Source organism: Wolbachia endosymbiont of Drosophila barbarae, assembly GCF_044752445.1.
In the GTDB taxonomy this organism is placed as follows: domain Bacteria; phylum Pseudomonadota; class Alphaproteobacteria; order Rickettsiales; family Anaplasmataceae; genus Wolbachia; species Wolbachia pipientis.
In genome coordinates this window covers 1-1,080 of record NZ_JBIXJM010000054.1, presented here as the reverse complement: position 1 = coordinate 1,080, position 1,080 = coordinate 1, and the positions used below count along the sequence as shown (strand labels likewise).

Below are 1,080 nucleotides of genomic sequence, written 5' to 3'. Positions count from 1 at the left end.
CAATTTGATGCATCATTCTTTTTGTAAAAAACATTCCACACTTTCTCTCCACTTTTTCTGGGTAAGGTCATTTTTGCCTTGACCAAGAAAAAATTCAGCTATTGCCTTACTTTCTCTTGCAACAACTTCTTCCTTAACAATTTTTCCTTTCTTATCAACGATACTTATAAAAGTTTCTTTTAGTGAGATCGCTATAATATTCCATGAGACTGCTCCTACTAATAAAAGTTTAAATTATTTTTGAAGAACTTATTCTACTGAATTCGTTACTTCGTGCTAAAATAATGGACTCCATCATTCAACAGCAATTACAGTATGTTTACCCTTTTTCTTGTTATTTTTCTAATCTATAGCTAGCGTTCAAAACCATATTCGAAAATACGTTTTCGGATTTTTTTTAATGCTGTTTATTTCATCCTCAACATCGTCTCTACCTTTATGAACTAAGTAGCAGCATTAAAAATTATAACGTACCCCTATCTCTAGAGTTGCATCTGGTATTTGTTTTGCTTTTATACCACTTAGTTGCCCACCCATGGTCATACCAACTGCACCAATTATCTGCGGAGTAATTTCATAATCAACACCTAACTTTAGTTTATAGGAAATAGAACTCAGTATTTTATCTACTACAGATGAACCAGCAGCTTCACCACCTGATTCTGGAGCACCTTGTGTTTCTTCTTCCTTTTCTTTTTCTTCTTGTGAACTATCGCCATCACCATCAACTGTATCACTAACACCAAAGCCAAAAGGTGTTATTTGGAGATATCCTCCTAAACCTCGGCTGACATATAGTTTAACGGGATCAATATCAAGGTCAGGATAGAAGCGGTAGTTTGCCAATAAGCTAGCTCCTATGCTCTTTAATGACTTAATATTACTGAGAACCTCAAGTTCAAATTTAGAGTTTTGGTCATAATGGTAACCAAGAACAACACCAGGTTTCATTTTAAAGCCACCACCCCAACCAGCACCAAAGTTTAAACCTGCATAGTACTTATCTTCTGACTTATAGCATTTCTCATAATAGTCCGAACAGGTCATAGGAAGGCAGAATCAACAGCACGACGAAAGGAT

1 protein-coding gene is annotated in these 1,080 nt (G+C 35.6%); it reads right to left on the bottom strand.

Annotation, left to right across the window (positions count from 1 at the left end; all coding sequences use genetic code 11):
• Positions 1-456: 456 nt before the first annotated feature.
• Entirely contained in the window at positions 457-1,047 is a 591-nt protein-coding gene (locus ACIPNH_RS00735; protein WP_400770966.1) for a hypothetical protein, read from the bottom strand.
• Positions 1,048-1,080: the final 33 nt, after the last annotated feature.